This window comes from Actinoplanes sp. KI2, assembly GCF_025630775.1.
Classification (GTDB): Bacteria; Actinomycetota; Actinomycetes; order Mycobacteriales; family Micromonosporaceae; genus Actinoplanes.
In genome coordinates this window covers 34,397-53,175 of sequence record NZ_JAOSZE010000049.1, presented here as the reverse complement: position 1 = coordinate 53,175, position 18,779 = coordinate 34,397, and the positions used below count along the sequence as shown (strand labels likewise).

9 protein-coding genes are annotated in these 18,779 nt (G+C 67.0%); all 9 read left to right on the top strand.

Annotation, left to right across the window (positions count from 1 at the left end):
* Positions 1-66 precede the first annotated feature (66 nt).
* The 9 genes from drmD to ODJ79_RS38435 are packed head-to-tail and all read left to right on the top strand — an operon-like array spanning position 67 to position 18,700.
* On the top strand, positions 67-3,207 hold the full coding sequence (gene drmD, locus ODJ79_RS38475; RefSeq protein ID WP_263028624.1) for a DISARM system SNF2-like helicase DrmD: 3,141 nt from the start codon (positions 67-69) through the stop codon (positions 3,205-3,207).
* Entirely contained in the window at positions 3,204-7,205 is a 4,002-nt protein-coding gene (locus ODJ79_RS38470; protein ID WP_263028623.1) for an Eco57I restriction-modification methylase domain-containing protein, read from the top strand. Before drmD ends, ODJ79_RS38470 begins: the two co-directional genes overlap by 4 nt.
* Positions 7,205-7,756: an AAA family ATPase gene (locus ODJ79_RS38465; RefSeq protein WP_263028622.1), complete on the top strand. Its 552-nt coding sequence runs from the start codon at positions 7,205-7,207 to the stop codon at positions 7,754-7,756. Before ODJ79_RS38470 ends, ODJ79_RS38465 begins: the two co-directional genes overlap by 1 nt.
* Positions 7,753-11,592 (top strand): DISARM system helicase DrmA, encoded by a 3,840-nt coding sequence (gene drmA, locus ODJ79_RS38460; protein WP_263028621.1) that lies wholly within the window; start codon positions 7,753-7,755, stop codon positions 11,590-11,592. Before ODJ79_RS38465 ends, drmA begins: the two co-directional genes overlap by 4 nt.
* On the top strand, positions 11,592-13,484 hold the full coding sequence (drmB, locus tag ODJ79_RS38455) for a DUF1998 domain-containing protein (RefSeq protein WP_263028620.1): 1,893 nt from the start codon (positions 11,592-11,594) through the stop codon (positions 13,482-13,484). Before drmA ends, drmB begins: the two co-directional genes overlap by 1 nt.
* Entirely contained in the window at positions 13,481-14,248 is a 768-nt protein-coding gene (drmC, locus tag ODJ79_RS38450) for a DISARM system phospholipase D-like protein DrmC (RefSeq protein WP_263028619.1), read from the top strand. Before drmB ends, drmC begins: the two co-directional genes overlap by 4 nt.
* Positions 14,249-14,262: 14 nt before the next feature.
* Positions 14,263-16,173 (top strand): serine/threonine-protein kinase, encoded by a 1,911-nt coding sequence (locus tag ODJ79_RS38445; RefSeq protein ID WP_263028618.1) that lies wholly within the window; start codon positions 14,263-14,265, stop codon positions 16,171-16,173.
* Positions 16,170-18,326 (top strand): UvrD-helicase domain-containing protein, encoded by a 2,157-nt coding sequence (locus tag ODJ79_RS38440; protein WP_263028617.1) that lies wholly within the window; start codon positions 16,170-16,172, stop codon positions 18,324-18,326. Before ODJ79_RS38445 ends, ODJ79_RS38440 begins: the two co-directional genes overlap by 4 nt.
* Positions 18,323-18,700 (top strand): hypothetical protein, encoded by a 378-nt coding sequence (locus ODJ79_RS38435; protein WP_263028616.1) that lies wholly within the window; start codon positions 18,323-18,325, stop codon positions 18,698-18,700. Before ODJ79_RS38440 ends, ODJ79_RS38435 begins: the two co-directional genes overlap by 4 nt.
* Positions 18,701-18,779 lie beyond the last annotated feature (79 nt).

The following is an 18,779-nucleotide window of genomic DNA, read 5'->3' as shown; positions in this document are numbered from 1 at the left end:
TGTCGCGATCAAACCACGTAGGGTGCGCACACGGCATCGCGCAGCACACGCGACAAGGGGGAAACGATGTCCGTAACGACGACCTCGGCACCGGCTGACGGCAATCTTGTCTCGGTTCGCGGGCAGCGGTGGGTGGTCAGCAAGGTCGACGGGGCCGGGCGGAGCACCTTGGTCAGCCTGCAGAGCGTCGAGGACGGCCGCTACGGCGACACTCTCGAGGTGATCTGGGAGGTCGAGCCAGGCGCCGAGGTGCTGCCCACCGGTGCGCTGCCACCGGTCGCCGTCGGCAAGTTCGACCCGCCCCAGCGGCTGGCCGCCTTCCTGGATGCAGTCCGCTGGTCCGCCGTCACCTCGGCCGACGTGAAGACCCTTCAGGCGCCGTTCCGTTCCGGCGTGGCGATCGAGGACTACCAGCTGGAGCCGGTGGCCCGTGCGGTCGACGCGCCACGCGTCAACCTGCTGCTCGCCGACGACGTCGGCCTCGGCAAGACCATCGAGGCCGGCCTGGTCGCCCAGGAACTTCTGCTGCGCCACCGTGCCCGGCGCATTATGATCATCTGCCCGGCGGGCCTGACCACCAAGTGGCGGGACGAGATGGCCGAGAAGTTCGGCCTCGACTTCACCGTCATCGACGCCGAGCGGGCGGCCACCGTACGCCGGACTCACGGCTCGGCAGCCAACCCATTCCAGGTCTACCCGCTGACCATCGTCAGCCTGCCCTGGCTGCGCGGACCGAAAGCGCAGCGCCTGCTCGACGAGGTTCTGCCAGCCGACGGACCATCCCATCCGCGTACGTTCGACCTGCTGATCCTCGACGAGGCGCACCACGTCGCGCCGGCCGCGCCCAAGCAGGTCTATGCGGTCGACTCGCAGCAGACCAAGCTGATCCGCCGCATTGCCCCGCACTTCACCAACCGGCTCTTCCTGTCGGCCACCCCGCACAACGGCTATCACGAGTCGTTCTGGGCGCTGCTGGAGCTGATCGACGATCAGCGGTTCCTGCGCAGTGCCGAGCCCGACGCGTCCGCCGTCAAGGAGACCGTGGTCCGCCGGCTCAAGCGGCACATCGAGAACCCCGACGGCAGCGCCCGCTTCGTCGAGCGGAAGGCCACCGCCCTCCCGGTCGAGTACCCACCTGAGGAACGCGAGATCCACGCGTTGCTGACCCGCTTCGCCGAGCTTCGCCGCGCCCGGCTGAAGACCCAGCGCGGCCGCAAGGCGACCGACCTCGTCACTCTGCTGCTGAAGAAGCGGCTGTTCTCCAGCCCCGCGGCTTTCGCCCACACCGTCGCGGTCTATCTGGAAACGCTCGCCAGCCGGGCCGGCCGCAGCACGGTGGCCACGGCCGAGGACGACATTCCGGAATGGATGGACGACTTCCTCGACGACATCGCCACCTACGACGACGAGCAGCTCGCCGAGGCTGAGGACGACGCGCTCAACCGCATGGCACCCATGCAGCCGGACCCGGCCGAGGACGAGGAGTCCCTGCTCAAGCGGATGCTCGAATGGGCCGAGGCGCAGGAAGCCCGACCCGACGCGAAAGCCCAGGAGCTGATCTCCTATCTCACGGCCGTCTGCCGACCGGACGGCCGGAACTGGACCAACGAGCGAGTCGTGGTCTTCACCGAATACCGCGACACCCAGATCTGGCTCGAAAGCCTCCTCCGCCAGGAAGGGCTCGGCGCTCCCCGTGTTGCGCTTCTGCACGGCGGCACCCCTCCCGACGAGCGGGAACAGCTGAGGCTGGCGTTCCAGGCCGACCCGACCGAGCAGCCGGTACGCATCCTGCTGGCCACCGACGCGGCCAGTGAGGGCATCGACCTGCAGAACCACTGCCATAGGCTCGTCAACTACGACATCCCGTTCAACCCGAACAAGCTCGAGCAGCGGATCGGCCGCATCGACCGGTACGGACAAAAGGTCCCCCCAGAGATCCGACACTTCGTCGGCACCGGTTTCGGGCAAGCCGTCGATCGCTTCGAGGCCGACCTCGAGTTCCTGTCCCGGGTCGCCGACAAGGTTGTCAAAATGGAAGCCGACCTCGGCGCGGTGAACGCGGTCATCGCCGACGCCGTTCAGCGCAAGATGACCGGCCAGCAGCTCGACATCGACCTCGACAAGATCGGCTCGAAGAACGCAGGCGACGTGCCCAGCGACACCAACGTTCGCGAACAGGTCCGCCGCCTCCGCGCCGACCTGGACAAGACGGTCGAGGAGTTGGGCATCACCCCGCAAGCGGTGAAGCGGGTCGTGGACACCGCGTTGGAGCTCGCCCGCCAGCAGAAGCTCCGCCGGCACATCGACGACAAGCACCTGGGCGTCGAGTTGTTCGAGGTCCCGCCCCTGACCGGGTCATGGCAGCGCGCCACCGTCGGCCTCACCGCCAAGCTCCACAAGAAGGACGAGCCACCGCGACAACTGCCGATCGCCTTCGACGCCGGCCAGGTCAAGGACCGCGACGAGATCGTGCTCGCCCACCTCAACCACCCGCTGGTCGCCATGTCAACGCGGTTGCTACGCGCCGCTGTCTCCAACCCCGACCTGGGCCTGCACCGCGTCGCCGCCGTGGTCAGTGATGACCCCGCTCTGGAGGAGGTGCTGGTCGGCGCCTACTCGCGGTTCGTCCTGGTCGGCGTCGACGGGGTACGCCTGCATGAGGAGGTGCTCTACGCCGGCGGCTGGGCACCTGCACAGGGCCGCTTCCGTCGCCTGGAGAATCTCACCACCCTCGGCGGGATTCTCGACCGTGCCCTTACCCACGGCACCGCCGCGACCGAGATCGTGCAGACCCGGCTCGCCGAGCACTGGGCTCGCGTTGCCGACGGTCTCAACGCCGCCATTGGCTGGCGCAAATCAATCCGTGAGGATGCGCTCTCGCGCAAGCTCGACCAGCGACAGCAGGCCGAGAAGGACCGAATCAACCACAACTTCGACCAGTTCGAGGCCAACCTGCGCAAGGCCATCGCCGACGACGACCCGGAGAAGGAACACGCGCTGTTCAGCCGCGCCGAGGCGAGCAAGAGTAAGGAAGAGCTGGCCCAGTACCGCCGGGACCGGCACCGACGGGAGGAACGCTTGGCCAGCCTGACCGACGAACGCCGCAGCGAGCTCGAAGCCGTCGACGCCCGCTACCGCGAGCCGAACTCGCACAGCTTCCCGGTAGCCGTGGTCTTCGTCGTGCCGAAGCGGGAGGCCACCCGATGAGGGGCAACTACCTCCACCACAGCACCGCCGGCGACTACGACCACAAGCGCTGGCTCAGCCTCATCGAGGTCAGCGGCCCGTTCCTCAGCGTCCCAGTTCTCCGGCAGACCTGGCCCACACTCGACGCGCTGGACAAGCCGGACCGCGAACGGCTGCGCACCCGGCACGCCGACTGGCAAATCGACCAGACCGCGGGCCAAACTGACTGGCTCGACTACGTGCTCGGCGACCTGCTCGGTTGGGGCGACGCGCTGCACCGTACCGGCCTGGACGGCCTCGCGGTCACCGTCGCCGAACACGACACCGTGCTCACCCCGGACTTCGCGCTGGTCCAGCCGGGCGAGGAGATCAAGCCCGACACCGTACGCCTGCTCGGCGTGATCTGCCCCGCCGGCAGCCGCCCCACCGCTCGCGTCAAGGACAGCACCTGGGCCGCCACGCCAGCCGACCGCCTCGCCCAGATGTGCCGTCACCACGACATTGAGCTGGGCCTGGCCACCGAAGGCCGCTTCTGGACCCTCGTCTGGGCGCCACGCGGCGGCGCCACCACCATGGCGACATTCGACACGATCGCCTGGCCCGAAGCCGCCGAACGCGACGTGGTCCGGGCGTTCCGCTCGCTGCTGCACCGCCGCCGCTTCTGCGCCGTCCCCGACGACGAGAAGCTGGCGCCCCTGCTGCGCAAAAGCCTCGACAACCAAGAGGAGATCACCGAGGCGCTCGGCGTCCAGGTCCGTCAGGCGGTGGAGCTGCTGGTCGGCGCGTTCGGCCGGATCGACGTGCGGGACCGGGAGCTAGGCGAGCGTGGCCTGCAGGACGTGGATGCGCACGAGGTCTACCGCGGCGCGGTCTCGGTGATGATGCGGATCGTCTTCCTGCTCTTCGCGGAGGAACGCCAGCTCCTGCCCGCCGACAACGAGCTGTACGCGACGGCTTACTCGGCCGGTCGGCTCTGCGCCGAGCTGGAGCAGCGGGTCACCGAAGGCACCGAGGAGGACCTGGAACACAGCACCGCTGCTTGGCAGCGGTTGATCGGCCTCTTCAACGCGGTGTACCACGGCGTCGACCATCCACGGCTTACCATGCACGGCCATGACGGGTCGCTCTTCGACCCGGCCGGAATGCCGTGGCTGCCGCTGAACGTGGACGACCGCACCGTGCTGCACATGCTGCGAGCCGTGCAGTTCGTGCAAATCGGTCGCGGGGCGAAAACGTCGGAGCGCCGCACAGTCAGCTTCCGCACCCTGGACGTGGAGCAGATCGGCTACGTCTACGAGGGCCTGCTGTCGTTCGAGGGTTTCCGCGCCGAGGACGTCACGGTCGGCCTGATCGGCAGGGAAGGCTTGGAGGACGAGGTGCGCCTCACCGAGCTGGAGGATCTCGCCGCCCGGCACCCCGACTCGTCGGAGCTAGCCAAGGTGATCGCCGAGAAGTACAAGGACTCGAGGATTGGCTCATCGGCGGCCGTGGCGAAGCGACTAATCTCTTTGGAGGGCATCGAGCGGGAGGAAGCCCGCAAGAAGCTGCTCGCGGTGACCGGCGGCGACTACGAGCTATCGAAACGTTTGCTTCCCTTCTATGGATTGATCCGCAATGATCTGCGGGACTTGCCCGTGGTCGTACTGCCCGGTGCCCTCTTCGTTACTGAGTCAGCCCTACGCCGCAACACCGGCACCCACTACACGCCCCGCAAGCTTGCCGAAGAGATTGTCGAGGGAGCACTGGAACCGCTGGTCTACGAGCCCGGACCCTTGCAGACCGCCAATACCATGCAGTGGAAACCCAAGTCGAGTGAGCAGATCCTGGCGCTGAAAGTCGCAGACATCGCGATGGGATCGGCGGCTTTCCTGGTTGCGGCGGCCCGCTATCTTGGGCGGCACTTGCTTGACGCGGCGCTGCGAGAGGGAAAGGAATGGGCCCGCACCTATCGAGCGCCAGCCGAAACGTCGGCGCTCGATCTCGACGATGACCCGGCCGTCATCGAGGCGCGACGTCAGATAATCGAGCATTGCCTCTACGGTGTGGACATCAACCCGATGGCGGTCGAGATGGCCAAACTGTCGCTTTGGCTGGTCTCGATGGATCCGCAGCGGCCATTTACCTTCCTTGACGACCGTTTGGTGTCGGGTGACTCGCTGCTCGGTCTGGGCAATATCGGCGCGTTGCCGACTGACGCTGTGCGGGACTTCCGGCTGGACCGAGCGCTTTCCGAAGCAAAGCAACTGCGGCACCAGATCACCGAGTTGCCGGATACCGCCGAGGCCCAGCACGAGAAGAAGCGCCTGCTCCACGAGGCCCGGTCTGCGATGGAACGCGCCCGGGACTACGCAGATCTGGTCGCGGGAAGCTGGGTTGCGTCCACTACGAAAGGGGAGGACGCGCGGCGAGTTGCCGCACGCACCGCGGAAACTGTCAAGCGGTTCATCGAAACCAATGACGCCGAACCGGTACGCCAGCAGGCGCGCACCTGGCTGGCAGTCGACCTGCCGGCTGGCGGGTTCGCACGGCGCCCTCTGCACTGGCCCCTGGAGTTTCCCGAGGTATTCGACAGGGGTGGGTTCGACGCCATTATCGGCAATCCGCCATTTCTTGGTGGCCAGAAAATCGCTCGAGCACTGGGCGATGCCTATCGCGAATTGCTCGTCCAAATCATTGGTCGAGAGGTGCGAGGGAGTGCCGACTTGGTGGCATATTTCCTACTTAGGACGCTTGGGATTTCCGATAAGTTTGGCCAGGTTGGCCTTCTTGCCACTAACACCCTTGCGCAAGGGGATACGAGGGCGGTTGGTCTCGAGCAAATCACGCGGAGCGGGGCGGCAATTCGGAAGGCGGTAAGAAGCCGGCCGTGGCCGTCCAGTGTCGTTGCCTTGCAGTATTGCGCGGTGTGGATCACGCGTGAGCCCCTCGGATCCGATGCGCTAAGGATTCTGGATGGAGTACCCGTCGATTATATATCTGCCCATCTAGAACCGGCTCGGATCGACCGGTTCAGCCCCATGCCGTTATCGCAGAATAATGGAATTGCATTCAAGGGTGCCGAGCCGGGTGACATGGGTTTTGTAGTCGAGGCCGCCGATGCGAAGCTGCTGATAGATCAGGATCGCCGAAACCTCGACGTTCTCTATCCGTACATCAACGGCAAGGAGCTCAATTCCAACTATATGGCTGCAGCTGATAGATGGATCGTCGACTTCGGAAATCGGAGCCTCGACGAAGCAAAGCAATACGCGGCTTGCTTCGCGACTGTGGAGAGCCAGGTTAAGCCTGAGCGCAGGCGCGGCCACGGCAGAATGCGTAGTGGTCGTTGGTGGAGCTTCGCCCGCGGCGGTGCACAAGACATGCTATCGGGACTACGCAGCGTCGTGGTCATGGCTCAGGTAAGTAGGACTGCCATTCCTGTACGTGTCGACCCGCGTCAGGTCTTCGATCAAAAGATCATCGTCTTTGCCGTCGAGGACTTAGCTTTTCTTGCATTCCTGAATAGCAGTCAGCACTATCTTTGGGCCGCAAGTCAAAGCGGCACAATGAAAGCGGATCTGAGCTATTCGCCCACCGATGCGCTGCTGACGTTGCCACTTCCCTCCCTTTCTGATGAGTTGCGGCGCTATGGGGAAGATTTGGATGGGTATCGCCGTGAGGTCATGCGAGCTCGACGGACTGGTGTTACCGCGACTTACAACCTTGCCTTCAATGCGGCTTGCATGGACGACGACATCGTCGAACTGCGTCGCTTGCACCGCGCCATCGACGAGGCTGTGTGCCGCGCCTATGGATGGGACGACTTAGTCCAGCGTGGGCTCGATCATGGGTTTCATAGGGTTGGCGCTTACATCCGCTTCACGGTTAGTCCCTCCGTTCAGCGTGAGATTCTGGATCGGCTGCTGGAGCTGAACCACGCGCGCTACGCCGAGGAGGTTGCCAAGGGTCTGCACGACAAGAAGGGTGGCAGGCCAAAGGGCGGCACTCAGGCGAGTCTCTTCGAGGGGATGGGTGGCTGATGGCGCGGCGGCTGCTTGAGCTGAGCGTGGAGAACTTCCGCAGCCTGCGGCGGGTGACCGTGCCGCTCGGGCCGCTCAACGTGCTGGTCGGGCCGAACGGCGCGGGCAAGACCAATCTGCTGGAGGTCTTCCGGTTCCTCGCCGACGTGATCAACACAGACCTGCAACCGGCGATCGACCTGCGCGGCGGCTTTGCCGAGGTCGTCTTCTGGGGCGGCGATGAACGGAAGCCGCCGACCCATATCCAGGTCAAGCTCAAGGCGACCTGGACGACCAACAGCAGCACCAACGCGCCGGACGAGTATTCACTCCGGGTCGGGCACACCTCCCGTGGCCGCACGCGAAGGGAATCCTTCCAGTTCAAACGCACCCGGGGTCGTGGTCGCCCGATCACCATCTCCGGGCAGAAGGTCAGCGTGGTCGATACCGGGGCCGACGCCGGTCAGCAGGAGATCGGGCCGGAAGGCACCAACTGCTCCTGGCAGCAGCTTCACACCGATGCTGTCGACTGCTGCCGTGCCCATCTCAGCTCCAGGGGGAGAGGCCGATGATGACTGCGGACCCGGAGGGTCTGTTTCCACACCCGAACGGCGAGCAGCAGGCGCTAGCCTCTCGCGCCGATCCTGCGCCGCCACAGCAGGATCCGCTCGTCCACGACCTCGACGTGCCGCAGGACTTCGCCGACGCTTCCTCCTTCCAGGTCCGTGACGAGCTGGAGGAACTCGTCCGGCGGGATCTACTCGGTCCGTGGGACGGTGAGCAGGAGGAGTTCGCGCCGAAGGCAATGGGGCCGCGGGAGCGTTACCTGGTCGGCATGCTAGGTCCGAAGCAGCGGGAGAAGAGCGCCGCCACCAACGACGTCATCGAGGTGGACGCGCCCGTCCAAGGCGACGGCAGCGAGCCCGAACTTCCCGAGATCGTGTCCCCGCAGAAGCTGGGCCGGATGTGGGCATCCTCAATGGGTCTGTCCTTCGCGGTCCTCGGCGACGTGGATGTCCTGACTGTGCAGGCTGGCTGGGGGCATTACGACCTGCGCGAGACCGAGGACGAGAAGGGCAAGAGGTCGCGGGCCTGGTATCGCGAGCCGGTGTCGTTCACCCGGGAGATCCGGCTCGACGATGACGACTCCTACCGGGTGCCGCTGACCGCTGCAGACATCGGCAGCCCCGGCGTCCAGCTGGCCGTCGATGTGCGGCAGCGCGACGGCCGCCGGATCGTTCAGCTTGCGCTGATCAACGCCCAGATGGACGCGGAGAGCAACAAGGACACCGCTTGGCTTTTCCAGGCCGGGCTGACCGTGACCGCCCTGGACGGCCATGAAGCTGTCTTCCTGCCGATCGACGACCCGCTCGACGGGGTGCACGACACTGTCCCCGACCTGGAGGAGGCGCACCTGAGGTTGCTCTACCGGGCCCAACGCCGCTACGCCTCGGGCCGCAACGTCGCCGTGCACCCGTCGGTGCGTGACGACGAACGTTGCGCGCATCGGCTGGAGACCACCTGGCTGCCCGTGTACAACGTGCCCGCCACGGTCGCCCAGGTCGGCGAAGGCAGCAAGCTGGCCGGTGTCGAGCTGTCCATGGATGTTCTTGCCACGGCTGACCTCGCCGCGCTCGCTCAGGGTCTAGCCCCGCTGGCCGACGGCTACACAGCCTGGCTTAAGGATGAGGCAGACAAGATTCCGGAGCTTCCGGAGAAGCTGCGCCCGGCGGCGGTGGACGCGATCGAGACGGCGACCAAGGCCGCCGAACGAGTCCGATCCGGCATCACGCTACTCACCGATGCGAGCCAGCCACGGCACACCGACGCGCTGCGGGCGTTCCGCTTCGCCAACGAAGCGATGGCGCTGCAACGCCGGCACAGTGAAACTGTCCGGCTCCGCGAGGAGCGATCCCTCTCGTACGCGGAAGCCAGCGCGGCCATCGAGAAGAAGGGTGCCGCGGCAGCTTCCTGGCGGCCCTTCCAGCTCGCGTTCGTTCTGCTCAACCTGCCGTCGATCGCCGACCCCGCTCATCCGGAGCGGGCCGCGAATGCCGACGCCACCGTCGATCTGCTGTTCTTCCCCACCGGTGGTGGCAAGACCGAGGCCTATCTCGGGTTGACCGCGTTCACGTTCGCCATCCGGCGGCTGCAGGGCCTCGTCGGCTCCGGAGCGGACACACGCAGCGGGGAGGCCGGTGTCGCCGTGTTGATGCGCTACACGCTGCGGCTGCTCACCGCGCAGCAGTTTCAACGGGCCGCCGCGCTGGTGTGCGCGGCCGAGGTGCTGCGCCGCGGCGACGAGCCGACCTGGGGTGACGAGCCGTTCCGGATCGGCCTGTGGGTGGGTGGCAGCGTCTCGCCGAACTGGTTCGACGAAGCCGCCGAGCAGATCGCCGAGGCGCGGGAAGCCGGCGACAGCAAGCGCACCAACGTGCTGCAGACACTGAACTGCCCGTGGTGCGGCGCAAAGCTGCAGGGCCACCGTGACCTCGAACCGAAGGCGGACCAACGACGGATCTACCTTTACTGCCCGGAGGCGGAAGGTGCCGACGCCTGCCCGTTCGCCAGGACCGTGTCCAGCGAGGGCCTGCCGATCCTCACGGTCGACGAAGAGATTTACAGGTACGCCCCAAGCCTGGTCATCGCCACCGTCGACAAGTTCGCGCAGTTGCCCTGGCGAGGCTTTGCCGGTCTGCTGTTCGGCCGGGTGCGGGAGCGCTGCCCACGGCACGGCTACCGGCACGACGACCTCGACACGCGGACCGGTTGCGGATCCCGGCACAACAAGAAAGGCAGCCTGGAGGCGGTGGCCAGCCAGCCCGTCATGCGGCTGCGCCCACCGGACCTGATCATCCAGGACGAGATGCACCTGATCTCGGGTGCGCTCGGCACCGTAGTCGGCCTGTTCGAGGCAGCCGTGGACCAGTTGTGCACGTGGCCGCTGCCCGGTGGTGGCGAAGCCGGCCCGAAGATCGTGGCCTCCACCGCGACCACCAAGCGGGCCCGTGAGCAGGTGCTCGGGGTTTTCGGGCGGCAGTTGGCCGTCTTCCCGCCGCCGGTTCTCGACATCACCGACACGTTCTTCAGCAGGCAGGTGCCGGTCACCCGGGACAACCCGGGCCGACGCTACCTCGGGGTGTGCGCGCATGGCGTACGCCTGAAGTCTGCCCAGATCCGGGTCGCCGAGATCCTGCTGCTCGGTGGGCAGGCGCTCTTCGACAAGTACGGGAAGCCGGCCGATCCCTACATGACCACGGTCGGCTACTTCAGCTCCACCCGCGAGCTGGCCGGGATGCGCCGCATCCTGGACGACCAGGTCGCCAACCGGGTGCGCTCGCACGGCCGCCGTAAGGGTTTGGCCGACCGGTTGACCGGTGTGCAGATGCTCAACGTCCAGGAGCTGACCTCGCGCATCTCGTCCGGCGACATCAGCGAGGTGTTGAAGCGTCTGGAGATCGGCTTCGATCCGGAGATTGACACATCCCCGCGCAACCGGGGTGTCCTCGACGACATGCGTGCGGCGATGAAGGCCAAGACCGCCTCGCACCCGAAGCTCAGCCTGCACCCGGTCACCGCGCGCTTCTACGATCGGCAGAACGATGGGCAGCTTCCGGTCGATACCGTGCTGGCCACCTCGATGTTGCAGGTCGGCGTAGACGTGTCTCGGTTCGGCCTGATGGTTGTCACCGGGCAGCCGAAGAACACCGCGGAGTACATCCAAGCGTCGTCGCGCGTCGGCCGGGACGCCAACCGACCCGGTCTGGTGATCACGCTCTACAACTGGACGCGGCCCCGGGATCTCGCCCACTACGAGGACTTCGAGTACTACCACGCCACGTTCTACCGGCAGGTGGAGGCACTGTCGGTCACCCCGTACACCCGGCGAGCGCTGGATCGGGGGACCACCGCGACGTTCGTCGCGGCCGTGCGCAACATCGATGAGCGTTTCTCCCGCAACACCGATGCGTACGACGTGCCGCTGGCCGGCCCGGAGGTGAACAAGGTCCTCGACCGGATGAAGTCCCGGGCGGAGGCGGTCTGGGGTGTCCGAGGGCGCGACTATCTGGAAGCGCGCGTCGAGCGGGTGCGTGACCTGTGGGAAGCACGGAAGACCGGTGCCGTCCGGCTGGGCTACTCGCCGGGCACGCACCAGCAACAGCAGCTGGATGGCCTGTTGAAGGTCGCTGGTGGCGACCGGTGGACGGACCTGACCGTCGGAATGTCGATGCGGGAGACCGAGAACGAGGTCAACCTGATCGTGCCGGCCGGCGACAAGCTGTTCGAGCCGCTCTACCAGGCACCCGAGTGGTCGTTCGGGCCGCCACCGGAGGACAGCCCGGACGATGACGACCTACCCGACGGCGACGAGATGGGCGAGTCGACCCTGACCGGGAAGGAGAACTGATGGCGGGCAAGCACTTCCGGCGGGTCGGCTCCGTGCGGCCCAGCCACCTGATGTTCACCACCGGCGTCGGTGCCGTCGTCGACCTGCCCAACATCTCGGTGCTGGTGCGTGGTCTGGACGACTGGAACTACAACGCGGTGCCGGACTGGGAGCCAATCGCCGAGCCGCGGCTGCTCGCCGCGACCCGCAAGCTGCTCCGCCAGGACTCGATCAAGGAGTTGCGTCCGGCGCCGTGGATGGAGGGGGCCGACGAGCCGAACAGCCCGGCATCCAAGGTCGGTGTCCCGATCACGCCGTTCCCCGGATGGCTGCGATGCACCGCCTGCGATGAGCTGGCGCCCATCGAGGGCGGGGTCTTCGGCTTCGAGAACGCCAAGGCGCGCAAGCCGCACGAGGCCCGGTTCTTCCACGTCACCTGCCCGCGCAAGAAGTCCGGGCGCCGGCCGATGGCGGTCGCGGCCCGGTTCGTCCTGGCCTGCACCGCGGGGCATCTCGACGACTTTCCCTACGTGCACTACGTCCATCAGGGTGGGACCTGTCCCAACGCGAGCCATCCGAAGCTCAAGATGGACGATCGGGGCGGGAACCTGGGCGCCAACGTGGAGATCAAGTGCGTGGCATGCACCTCCCGGCGCAACATGCGCGAGGTGCTCGGCCGTGGGGCCGACAAGCTTCCGCGCTGCCGGGGCCGCCGGGCTCACCTCGGCGATTTCGAGACCAAGGCGTGCACGGCGGACCTGAAGCTGCTGATCGTCGGTGCCTCGAACCAGTGGTTTGCTCAGACGCTGTCCGCGCTGGCCGTGCCCCGCACCGGCGAAAGCGAACTCCAGGCCAAGGTCGAGCAGCACTGGTCGACCTTCGAGATGATGCAGACCATCGATTTCCTGAAGTTCGCGCGAGCGACCGTGCCTGCGATGCGCGAATTCGAGCGGTGGACCGACGAGCAGGTGTGGGCCGCCATCCAGTACACCCGCAGCAAGCCGGCCGAGAACGACGACGCCAAGGGCTATCCCGACCTGTACACGGCCGAATGGCAGGTGTTTTCGGCCGCCGAGTTGCCAGAGGCGAGCGACGACTTCACCCTCTACCGCGATCCCGACGGCGTGCCCGGCCAGCTCAAGGAAATCTATGCCGACGTCATCCAGGCGGAGCGGCTGCGGGAGGTGCGCGCGCTGGTCGGCTTCACCCGGCTTGACGCTCCCGACCCGACCGACCCCGACCTGGTGCTCCGCGCGCCGCTGGCCAAAGGCGCCCCGACCTGGATCCCGGCGAGCGAAGTGCGCGGCGAGGGCATCTTCCTCCGGCTGCCCGAAGGTCTGCTGGCCGAGTGGGAACGGGCCGTGCATGGCACCGAGGTGATGGAAGAGCACCGCGACGCGTACGCCCGGTTCCGCAAGAACCGCTACTCGGGCCGGATCTCCGGACCGTTCGACCCGATGCGCAACTGGCCCGGTGCTCGGTACTACGCCCTGCACACCCTGTCCCACCTGCTGATCCGCACCATCGCATTGGAATGCGGATACAGCTCGGCGAGCCTGTCGGAGCGCATCTACTCCGGCACGCCGGACGACCCGCAACGGGCCGGCATCCTGATCTACACGGCCGTGCCGGATGCCGAGGGCACCCTCGGCGGGCTGGTGTCCCTGGCCGAGTCCGAAGAACTCGTCCGGATTACCCGGCGGGCTCTCACCGATGCGATGCACTGCTCGTCCGACCCGCTCTGCGCCGAGCGCCTGCCGCACGATCCGGACGAGTTCCTGCATGGCGCGGCCTGCCACGTCTGCCTGTTCGTCTCGGAGACGACCTGCGAGCGGGGCAACAGGTTCCTGGATCGGCGCTTCGTCGTACCGATCGACAACCCCAACCTGGCGCTCTTCCCCACCCTGCCATGAGCTGGCACCCGGCCTTAGAGGCGGCGGCCGAGGCGGCAGCACACCGGATCAGCCCGGTGCATCTGCGGCAGCTCGCCGACCGTCTTGGCGCCGGTGCATCCGACGAGGTCGTGGCCGAGGCCGTTCCGGTGCCCGGGTTCGCCGAGGCTGTCCTACCCCTGCTGGCGGCTCGTCGGGCGGCCGGCGTGCCTGCTGTGGAAGCGGCGGCCTACCTGCGTGGGCTCGCGGCCGGGCGGGAACAGGGAGCGGCAGCGGTGCAGCTCGAGTCGGTGTGGAGCGGTCCGAAGACCCATCCGGTGCCGGTGCGTTCCACCGCCCAGGTGCTGGTCGGCCTGGTCGGAGAGGCGCAGCACGAACTGCTGCTGATGACCTACTCGGCGCGTGATCACCCGCCTCTGCGGGCTGCGCTGGCTGCCGCGCTCGGCCGCGGTGTCGCCGTCACGATTGTCGTGGAGACCTTGCAAGGCGCGGCCGGCGCGCTGGTGGGCCAGGAGCCCGCGGCCGCGTTCACCGGCTTGGACGGCCTTCAGCTCTGGCACTGGCCGATCGACAAGCGTGGCGAAGAGTACGCAAGAATGCACGCAAAGATAGCGGTCGCTGACCGTCGGCTCCTGCTCGTATCCAGCGCGAACCTCACCCAATCCGGCGTCGACCGGAACATCGAGGCGGGGCTGCTGGTCCGCGGCGGAACGGCGCCACAGCGGGCCGCGGAGCACATCGCGGAGCTGCGCAGCCGCGGGGTGCTCGCCCGACTGGCCAGCTGACGCGGGGAGGAGTCGTGCCGGTCCGGATGCTCGGCGACGGACGTTACGAATTGGACAGCCCGCTGGCCCGTGGCGGAATGGGTGAGGTCTGGCTGGGCCGCGACACCAAGCTGGACCGGGAGATCGCGGTCAAGTTCATCCGGACGCCCGGCGGTGGCGCCCCAGAGCCGGAGCAGATCCGGCGCTTCGTCCGGGAGTCCCGGATCACCGCCCGTCTCCAGCATCCCGGCGTGCCCGCGGTGTACGACGGCGGGACCGACGAGCACGGCTGGCCTTTTCTCGTCATGCAGCGGGTGCACGGAATCAGCGTCGCCCACCTGATCTCCGAGCAAGGGCCCCTATCGATCGGCTGGACCGCTGCCATCGCCGCGCAGGTCTGCGCCGTGCTGGGCGCGGCCCACGCGGCCTCGCTGATCCATCGCGACCTCAAGCCGAGTAACCTCATGCTTGAGCCGGACGGCTGTGTCAAAGTGCTCGACTTCGGGCTCGCGGTTGCCCCGACGCTGGCGGAGTTCTCCCGGATCACCATGACCAACCAGCCGCTCGGCAGCCCGCCCTACATGGCGCCCGAGCAGGTCGAGGCCAACCTCGCCGAACCAGCGACCGACCTGTACGCACTCGGCTGCACCATCCACGAGATGCTGACCGGCGAGCCTGTGTTCAGCGGATCCACCTCAATCTCCGTCATGCTCAAGCAGGTGAAGGAGACGCCGCCGGCGCTGCGTACCGTGCGTGCGGATGTGCCCGAGGCGCTTGAGGCATTGGTTCTCGCGCTCTTGGCGAAGAAGCCCGAAGACCGCCCAGAGAGCGCCGCAGCCGTCTATCAGAGCCTACTGCCCTTCGCCGGAGGGCTCGGCCCGATAGCTGGAGTGCTGGATCACCCGGCGAAGATCAGCCCGGTTCGGCAGTACGCAGAGGTGGTCAGCCGGGTCCTCGCCGACGGCGCCGTCTCGCCCCCTACGCCACTAGCCGTGACGCATTCACCTGCCGAGACGCAGAACGCGTCGCCCTCGCGTCGGGACAAACAGACCGTCGGACCGCAGGCGAGGGCGTTGCGCGCGGAACTGCGTAAGGCTCACGAGGACGCTCAAAAACTGGTCCGACAGTCTCGCTTCCGGCAAGCTGCGGACGCGTTGGGCGAGGTCACGCGCCGAGCGGCAGACGCGTTCGGTGTTACCGACCCCGATGTGCTGCGGGCCAGGCACGATTTGGCGGCGGCGCTGTTCGACGGTGGCGACTACCGGCAGGCAGCCCCGCTGTACCGGGCACTCGCGCCGGATCTCGCCGGCTCCGCTTGGGCGCAGCTGCGATACGACTGCCGGCTCAAGGAAGCGACCTGCTACGCGTTGATCGGCCGTACCCCGGACGCGCTGCGGCATCTCGGCGACCTGCTGGCCGACCAGCGCGCGGAGGGCGGTGACGAGGATCCGCAGACGTTGGAACTACGCAAGCAGATCGGTCTGCTGCTGCTCGGCGCAGGCCGCCGCGAAGAGGCGAAGCAGACCTTGACCAGTCTTCTCGCTGACCTGCGCCGGTTGCCCGGCCAGGGCCGGCCCGACCCGGACGAGATCGCCGGCCTGCTCACCTCGCTTGGCCTGACCGCCCCGGATGCGGTGACCGGCGGAGCAGTCGGCGACGAGTGGTCCAAGGTGCTGCGCCACATCGACGATGCCAAGATCAAGGAGTTGCTGCAGCCGTTGGTGATCCGCGGCCTGCCTACGCCGGTGGTCGGCTATGAGCTGGGTGACGAGGCATGGCCGGCTGAGGTCGCCTGGCCGGGCCCGCGAATCGCCATCCTGTGGGCCGACCCGCCTGACGATCCGGAGACCATCCGTCGCGACAGCGCCTACTCGACAGAAGGCTGGGACGCCCGCACCGCCGACCGATGGACAGCAGAAGAGCTCGCGGAACGGATCACCCGATGAGCGCCGCTGCGAAGCTCCAGGTCCTGGAACGGGCCGAGAAGGAGATCATGAAGCTTGACCGCACCGACATCGGGGCGGTCTACGAATTCATGCACAAGTTCCGCGTTAACCCAGACCAACCCGGGCTCGACCTCAAGAACCTGCGGGGCGACAGCCGGCTCATGGCGGCTCGGGTCAAGCGTGACCTTCGCGCCCTGCTCCTCCATATCGGCGAACGGGACTACCTGCTGGTCGGTGTCGAGCATCGTAGCGCGGTCTATGCCGACCTGGACCGGTTCGCGTACCGGATCAACCGGATCACGGGCGGCATCGAGGTGATGGACCTCCACCCAATCGACACTCAACCGGTCGGCGACAGCATCGTCGGCAGGCTTCTTACCGGCGCCGCGGACGCAGGGCCTCTCTTCGCCGCCATCTCCGACGCCCAGTTGATCGAGTTGGGCGTCGCCGAGCCTCTGCTTCCTGAGGTCCGCCAGCTCACCAGCGAAGACGAACTGCTCGACCTGGTCGACCGCGCGCCGCAGCTCACCGTCGACGTGCTCTTCGCCCTGTATGACGGCAAGCCCTACGCGGACGTGCTTGACCAGGTCACCCGGCCGGTGCGGACCACGGAGGCGGTCGACACACAAGATTTCGCAGCGGCGGCGCGGCGGCCCGCGACCTCGGTGACCACCGACGACGAAGCACTCAACTTCATGCTGGCCGAGTCGTTCGAACGGTGGCAAATCTTCCTGCACCCGACCCAGCGGCGGTTGGTAGAGCGCCACTACAGTGGCCCCGCCCGGGTCGGGGGCGGTCCCGGCACCGGCAAGACCATCGTGGCGCTTCACCGGGTCGCCCACCTGGTTCGGAACCTGCCCTCGGGTGACGACCGGGCGGTGCTGCTCACTACGTTCAACCGGAACCTGGCGGCCGATCTGCGTACCCGTCTGGTCGCTCTCGCCGGCGAAGAGATCCTCGCCCGCGTCGACGTGATTAACATCGACCGGGTGGCCGCTCGCCTGGTCGCCGAAGCCGGCCCGGGCGCGCCCAAGCGTAAGGTCGACGACAGCCAAGCCCCGCAGCTGTGGCGCCGGTTCCTGGCCGCCGAGATCGGCGAGACCGCATGGGACGCCGACTTCCTGGCCGCGGAATGGGAACAGGTCATCCTCGGGCAGGCGCTGGCTACCCGAAGCGATTACTTCCGCGCCCGCCGTCCCTACCGTGGCCGCAACCTCAACCGGATGGAGCGCGACCAGATATGGGAGCTGGCCGAACGGTTCGCCCGCTGGCTGGCGGCCCAGGACATGAGCACCTGGCGACAGGTCGCGGTACGAGCCGCCGCGCTGGAGAGCACCCGAGCGGCGGCCGGTGACTACCGATATCGACATGTCGTGGTGGACGAGGCCCAAGATCTGAGCGCCGCGCACTGGCGGATGCTCCGTGCAATGGTCTCGGCCGGTCCCGACGACATGTTCCTCACGGGAGACACCCACCAGCGCATCTACGATAACCAGGTCACGCTCGGCAGTCTCGGCATCAACATTCGAGGCCGATCGTCAAGGCTCACCCTCAGCTACCGCACGACCCGACAGATCCTCGCCGCGGCTCTGGAGATCATGAGCGGGGAGGTCTACGACGACCTCGACGGCGGATCCGAGGACCTGGCTGGATACCGCTCCCTGCTGCGCGGAGCACCGCCTCGTTTCCGTAGCGCCGGGACGTGGACGGAAGAGCTTGACCTCATCGCCGAACAGGTGGCCGACTGGAATACGCCACAGGACGGCTCCGTGGCGGTCTGCGTGCCGACCCGCGAGTTGGCCAACGACGTGGCCGCCCGCTTGGCCACCGACGGCGTCACGGTGGTCGAGATCGGCCCGGACGGTCCGAAGCAGTCCGACGGAGTGCACCTGGGCACGATGCACCGGTTCAAGGGACTCGAGTATCAGAAGATGATCATCGCGGGTGTCGTGGACGGCCTCGTGCCACGCAGCATGATCAATCGCTACCGCGACAGCGACCCGAAGAAGTTCCAGCGCGAACGGCAGCGCGACCGGTCTCTACTGTTCGTGGCTGCCACCCGAGCCCGCGACGAGCTCGCCGTCTTCTGGCACGGTGTCCCCAGCCCGTTCCTCACCGATCGTCAACTCCAGCCCGCCGGGGAGGGCCGATGAGTCACGACCTGAAGCAGCTCACCAACCGCTACAACGCCTACATCCATGAAGGAATCCCACGGCTGCGGCGACTCGGCTACAACCCAACCCAGTTTCTGGAGATGGTCCAAGCTTCCGGCGACGCCGTACAAGCGACGAAGCGTCTCCTCGCCGACCCTCGGCACACCTCGTACGGTTTCCAACGGCTCTACACGCTCGGACGATTGGCGGACAGCGTCGAGTTCGCTGCACTCCTTCCGTGGTTCGAGCCGCTGTTCACGAACGCCGAACGCGAGGAAGCCCGGACCCGTTTGATCCTCCACGAGTTCCGGGTCGACGCGGAGCTGCGGGCCGTGACGGCGGCGCCACCCGACTGGGTGAAGCAAGACGGGTAGCGAAACGCCGAACGATTCCCGACATCCGGACAGAAGAGACTTCTCGGTCACGTGCGATTGAACTCTCGGTACACCCGCG